At 36.2% G+C, this 5,826-nt stretch carries 6 protein-coding genes and 1 other RNA gene; 4 read left to right on the top strand and 3 right to left on the bottom strand.

Going from position 1 to position 5,826, the window contains the following annotated elements:
• Positions 1-164: IS1-like element transposase (locus tag GSY74_RS09355; protein WP_255494596.1), on the bottom strand; the 164-nt coding region annotated here is incomplete at its 3' end.
• Positions 165-409: 245 nt separating this feature from the next.
• Here GSY74_RS09355 and GSY74_RS09350 point away from each other — a divergent pair.
• Positions 410-1,702, top strand: a complete 1,293-nt coding sequence (locus GSY74_RS09350) for a peptidase U32 family protein (protein ID WP_164664836.1) — start codon at positions 410-412, stop codon at positions 1,700-1,702.
• A 29-nt stretch (positions 1,703-1,731) separates the two neighbouring features.
• Here GSY74_RS09350 and GSY74_RS09345 read toward each other — a convergent pair whose 3' ends face one another.
• The gene (locus GSY74_RS09345) at positions 1,732-2,778 is read right to left on the bottom strand and encodes an AI-2E family transporter (RefSeq protein ID WP_164664835.1); all 1,047 of its coding nucleotides are present in this window, start codon (positions 2,776-2,778) and stop codon (positions 1,732-1,734) included.
• Between the two features lies 1 nt (position 2,779).
• Positions 2,780-3,592 (bottom strand): 3-methyl-2-oxobutanoate hydroxymethyltransferase, encoded by an 813-nt coding sequence (gene panB, locus GSY74_RS09340; RefSeq protein ID WP_164664834.1) that lies wholly within the window; start codon positions 3,590-3,592, stop codon positions 2,780-2,782.
• 78 nt (positions 3,593-3,670) lie between these two features.
• Between panB and trpA the strand changes: the two genes are divergently transcribed.
• From trpA to ssrA, 3 genes are all read left to right on the top strand, one after another.
• Complete coding sequence (trpA, locus tag GSY74_RS09335) at positions 3,671-4,411, top strand: tryptophan synthase subunit alpha (RefSeq protein ID WP_164664833.1); 741 nt, start codon at positions 3,671-3,673, stop codon at positions 4,409-4,411.
• 78 nt (positions 4,412-4,489) lie between these two features.
• On the top strand, positions 4,490-4,717 hold the full coding sequence (locus GSY74_RS09330; protein WP_164664832.1) for a hypothetical protein: 228 nt from the start codon (positions 4,490-4,492) through the stop codon (positions 4,715-4,717).
• A 64-nt stretch (positions 4,718-4,781) separates the two neighbouring features.
• Positions 4,782-5,153, top strand: a transfer-messenger RNA (tmRNA) gene (gene ssrA, locus GSY74_RS09325).
• Positions 5,154-5,826: the final 673 nt, after the last annotated feature.

The raw sequence follows: 5,826 nt of genomic DNA, 5'->3' as shown, positions 1-5,826 counted from the left end.
TTCACATTATCTATGAGTTCATCTGCTTTTTTTAGTGTTGCTATCACTGTGGTTGGACTAATCTCTAAAACTCGTCCTGTATCTCTAACTCCACTTCCATTTACTGCCATTTTTAGAATCAAATTCTTGATATATGGCGTTCTTCCTTTATCTGTGTAGTTCATTAAAAATGTTTGATGGGTACACTCCTTGTTTTTACATAAATATCTCTGTTTACCTTTCTCATCTTTTCTATTGTTTTCATTTTTCTGTAATTAAATAATCTTTTTCTTTAAAGTAGCCTTAATTATTGCTTGTCAACGGAATTGATACATTACCAAATTTCGAATATTTAGCATTATATCGTTAAAATCTACTCTTTACTACTTATAGTGTAATATTCCATAAAATATTTGCTTCAGGAAAACTCATGCAAAAAGCAGAACTATTAGCACCAGCAGGAAACTTAGAAAAACTCAAAATAGCACTAGCCTATGGAGCAGATGCTGTTTATGGAGGGACGAGTACATTTTCGCTTCGTATCCGTTCAGGAAAAGAGTTTGACATAGAATCCTATGCCAAAGGGATTGAGTATGCTCACTCTTTGGGTAAAAAAGTCTATACCACTATCAACAGTTTCCCTTTTAACTCTCAACTCAAACTATATGAGAACCATATCGCCAAGATGAGCGAACTGAACCCTGATGCCCTCATCGTCTCTAGCCCAGGGGTGGTGAAGATGGCAAGAAGGATTGCTCCTCATATTCCTATACACCTCTCAACACAGGCTAATGTGATGAATGTTTTGGATGCAGAGGTCTATTTTGATATGGGTGTAGAGCGAATCATCGTGGCTCGTGAAATTTCGCTCAAAGATTGTGAAGCGATTAAAAAGGTGCTTCCTGCTTTGGAGCTTGAAATATTTGTGCATGGCTCTATGTGTTTTGCTTATAGTGGCAGGTGTTTGGTCTCTGCTTTGCAGACAGGACGAGTACCAAATCGTGGGAGTTGTGCTAATGATTGCCGTTTTCCTTATGATATATATGCACACAATAGAGAGACCAATACCACTTTTAGACTTGATGAAGAGCCTGATATTGGAACCTACATTATGAATGCAAAAGATATGAATATGGCCTCTCATGTGGATGAAATTTTAGCTTCTGGTGTGATTGATTCTCTTAAAATTGAGGGGCGAACCAAGTCTCCATACTATGCAGGTGTCGTAACCAAAGCCTATCGTCATGCTATAGATGACTTTTATGCAGGTGATTTTGTAGAAGAGAGATACCAAAAAGAGTTACATACTACACAAAATAGAGGTTTTTCAGACGCTTATCTAGTCTCAAAACCTTTTGAGAGAAATAATACCCAGTCACACAATTTTACTATCCAAGATGGAACTCATCAAGTAGCAGCTCTAGTGAGTGAAGATGGTTTGACATGGAAATGTAAGGACAAAACCTGTGTGGGTGACAAGATAGAAATAGTACTACCTGTTGGTGTAACACTTAATGAGATGGAGAACGATGAGTGCAAGATAGAAGAGAAAGATGGTCTATTTTTTATTACATTCAAAAAGATAGTTTCTACCAAAGGCAAAGAGTTTGAGTGCATCCATAGTGGAGACCTAAATGATATTATTTTACCTATTAAACTACCTAGCTATACAATTTTGAGAAGAGGTATAGCCGAGGCAAAAGCAAAAAAAGGTTTGGCGTAGGTTCGGTAACACCGAACATTTTATATTCGTTATTTGCTAAAAACTTCATGAGAATTATTCCCATAAAGCTCAATATAAACCCGCGAGATAGCAATCAAAAACGAAGTAATCGCAGGCCCTAAAATCATCCCCCAAAAACCATAAGAACTCATCCCTGCTAAGATAGAGAAAAATATAATCAGCTCATTAATTTTTACTGAACTGTGAAGCAGGTCATCTTTGATATATTTTATAATCATAGGTTTTATAAAGGTATCGGCGATAATTGAGATGACTACGATAGAGTAAGAGGCTATAAATATCGCCGTATTGGCAGTTAAAGTACTCCATGCAAAAAGAGAGACAGGTATCCAGACTATTGCTCCACCAATGATGGGTATAAGTGAAGCAAAACCATATATCATACCAAATAGCAGACCATTAAATCCAAAAAAACTAGCCATGATACCAAAAAGCATACCCTCAAAGATAGCCGTAACCACAATAGAGTAAAATACAATCTCCATTGTTGATGAAATCTCCGTAAGGAGTTGATTCCCCTCCTCATCACGCATAGGGAGAAGCTTTTTCATAAGAGCAAAAAGTCTATCAGCATATCGATTTAAAACATAGTAGAAGATGATTACAAAAAAGACATTTTTTACAAAATCAACCCCTTGGGTTCCAGCTTTTGTAACAAAAGTTGTTGAGGTTTTAATAGTTTCCAAGATTTTATCATTATTAACATACTCTTGTACCAACTCTTCTAAGAGAGGAATCCCCTCAACAGCATAGTTTATTTTGATGGTGGTTTTGGTGATAATATCAGCATCAATAGTTGATATAGATTGTACCCCTATGGTTGTAAAATAGATAATAGGGACAAAAAGTATAATAAAAAGTAGCATCGTAAGTATGGCTGAAGAGATACTCTCCGAGTTGATATGTTGTGAAAATTTCTGATGCACATTGGCTGTTGCCATAGTTAGCAGAAGTGCTACCACCATTGAGAGAAGAAATGGTTGATAGATACTATAAGCACCAAGCAGAGCCAATCCAAAAAGTATGGCGATTATATAGTCAGCTTTTTTTGTCATTTTAATATGTAAACTCCTTGCTTGGAAATTTTTTCTCTTTTACTTCGGTTGTATATCTGTCTAAATTCTCACGAATAATCTCTGCACCTTTAGAGTACTGTTTAACAAATTTTGGCTTAAAATCTTCAAAAAATCCAAACATATCAGACCAGACTAAAACTTGACCATCTGTATCAATCCCTGCACCTATACCAATAGTTGGAATATTGACAGCGTCCGTTATCGCTTTTCCAGCTTCTGATTTTACACCCTCCACTACAATAGCAAATGCTCCTGCGGACTCCAATGCTCTAGCATCCTCTATCAAGCTATCTATATCGGTTTTATCCTTTCCTCGAATCTTATACCCACCATCAGAGCGTAAAAACTGTGGCATCAGTCCGATATGACCCAAGACAGCGATAGAGTTATCAGTTAATGCTTTAACTATATTGGCTCTCTCTTTTCCACCCTCTATCTTGACAGCTTGTGCATTGGTCTCTTGGTAGGCTCGTGTAGCATTTCTTACGGCATCTTCTCGATTGGTATAGGAGCCAAATGGCATATCTAGTACGATTAGAGGAAGTGTTGCACCATTACAGACCGCTTGTGTATGGTAAATCATCTGATTCATCGTAGCTGAAAGGGTATCCTCTTTTCCCAAAAAACTCATATTTAGGCTATCCCCCACCAAAATCATATCAACATTGCCATCAAATAGCTTTGCAAATAGGGCATCGTATGCCGTGACCATCGTTATAGGCTCTACGCCTTTCATCTTTGCAATTGTAGTAAGCGTTACTTTTTTAGCAATTTTGTCTGTATGAATACTCATGATCTATCTACCTCAAGTTTTTAGTAATTTTATCAAAAAAATGTATAATACCGATATTATTTTAGAAAAGAGTTTATATTGAAAAATTTAGTTGCATATATTACTACAGGTTACCCAACGCTCAATTTCACAGTTGATATGGCATTGGCACTCTCTGAGGCTGGTGTTGATACATTGGAGCTTGGTATTCCATTCTCTGACCCAGTCGCTGATGGTCCAATTATAGAAAAAGCAAACCTAAAAGCTTTGCAAAATGGTTTCAGACTTCAGCATCTATTTGATGTATCAAAAGAGATAGCTCCTCACATAGATACTCTGTGGATGGGATATTTCAATCCTTTTTATCATAAAGGAGTAGAGAAGTTTATTTCAGAAGCAAAAAGCAGTGGTGTAAATGGATTTATCATCCCTGATTTGCCATATGAGGAGGCAAAACCATATCAACCTATGATAAGAGAGGCTGGTCTAAATCTCATCGACTTTATCGCCCCAACAGATAGCAAAGAGCGAATCAAAGAGATAGTAACAGATGCACAAAAGTTCATCTATCTTGTAGCCTATGCAGGAATTACTGGCTCAGGAGAGAGTGAAGATTTGCAACCTATAATAACAGATATAAAAGAGTTTACAGATACACCTGTCTATGTTGGTTTTGGAGTTAATGAGAAGACAGCCAAAGAGAAAGCAGAAGGTGTTGATGGGGTTATTGTTGGTTCGGCATTTATAAAAGTGTTGTTAGATGAGCAGTTGAGTAGTAGCCAAAAAATTGATAAAGTATCAAAACTAGCTAAAGAGATTAAAGAGAAAATTAACGAATAGTTGGGAATTATGTTATAATCTAAGATAACAACGCTATAATATTAATATAATATTAAAATTAAAAACTAGGAGCAAAACATGAGAAATCAAACAGCTTTAGAAGAGTTAGGTGCAAAAATATCACTTATTGTAGAGAAATACACAAGAATCAAAGATGAAAATATTATGCTTTCACAAGAGTTGGCATCCACAAAGAAAAAAGTTGAAGAACTAAACCAAGAGGTTTTGAAACTTCAAGAGAGTGAAGAGTTGAGAGAGATGGAGATTGAGGATATTACTCAAAAGATAGGAAAATTATTGGCTTGACAAAGTTAGCATTTAGTGCTATAATGAATATTCCTCTGTAGATAGTTTTTATCTACGAGAATTTGGGGATGACTTGGTTTCGACTGGAGTAGTCGGAGTTATGTGCATGTCGGACTGGGCAACTCCGTTACACGGCTCAAACGCGAATAAACGCAAACAATACAGATTACCGTCCAGCTTACGCAGTAGCGTAAGTATAACCCCGCTCTGCGGAGGACTGCCTCGCTGATGAGTGTCATCTTAATCAGACTTTGAGGTATCACATCTGATGACTATGCTCTATGGAAGCTATGCCATAGTGTGAGAATCCTAGCTGGTCTTGTGTAGCCTTGGGTGTTGTGCAAAGCAAGATGAGATTTAACATCACCGACTAAACATGTAGAGTCATAACACTAGCTATTTTAGGACAGGGGTTCAATTCCCCTCGTCTCCACCAATATTTAATCTAACTTCATCTAATACCCTCTAAGAATTACCATAAAATAATCATCTTAACCCTACTTATTGTTTAAGTTAGTCTAATATGTAGTAGTCACATCTAAGTAAAAGAGTAGTACTATTAGTAGTCACTTTAAAAAATATAATGTACCCCAATAAAAGAACCAATAAAAAAATATTTTTATTCTAAAAGTGTAAAATTAGAAAAAGAGAAGGGTAAGTGATGAGCACAAAAAGAAAAGTATACAGTGCAAAGTTCAAATAAAAATTGATAGTTTTAGCTACTCGAAAAAGAAACATTTTTAAAAAAAGTGTTGCTTTGTTTCTTTTTTTAGTAAAAAATACCTTTGAAGCCCACAATTTAGGGCTTATATAAAAAGCATAAAGTGTTTCTTTTTATGTGCTAAGTATGTGTTTTTTGTGCTTTTGTTTCTTTTACAACCCTCAAACTGAAAAATAAAGGTTGGGGGTTGTAAATATACCTAAAGCTCGGAGTTTACAGCAAGACAACCACTAGACAACCTTTAGGGGGTGGTTGTTGATTTTCTGTAATATTAGGCTTTATCTATTTTGCTGAAAACTACGGAAAAACCCCAAATTACTCCCCAACCCCAGCAAAGTCAGTAATCTCTCTCCACTCATCATCCGAAATTCCCCTGTCTTCCTTAAAT

It is taken from the genome of Sulfurovum sp. bin170 (assembly GCF_010892395.1).
Taxonomy (GTDB): Bacteria; Campylobacterota; Campylobacteria; order Campylobacterales; family Sulfurovaceae; genus UBA1140.
Note: the sequence above shows the minus strand (reverse complement) of the source record. Positions and strands in the feature narration are given on the sequence as shown.

Coding starts and splice junctions, on each gene's coding strand:
- GSY74_RS09330 (WP_164664832.1), top strand. CDS start 4,490: ATGAGAAATCAAACAGCTTTAGAAGAGTTAGGTGCAAAAATATCACTT.
- panB (WP_164664834.1), bottom strand. CDS start 3,592: ATGAGTATTCATACAGACAAAATTGCTAAAAAAGTAACGCTTACTACA.
- GSY74_RS09350 (WP_164664836.1), top strand. CDS start 410: ATGCAAAAAGCAGAACTATTAGCACCAGCAGGAAACTTAGAAAAACTC.
- GSY74_RS09345 (WP_164664835.1), bottom strand. CDS start 2,778: ATGACAAAAAAAGCTGACTATATAATCGCCATACTTTTTGGATTGGCT.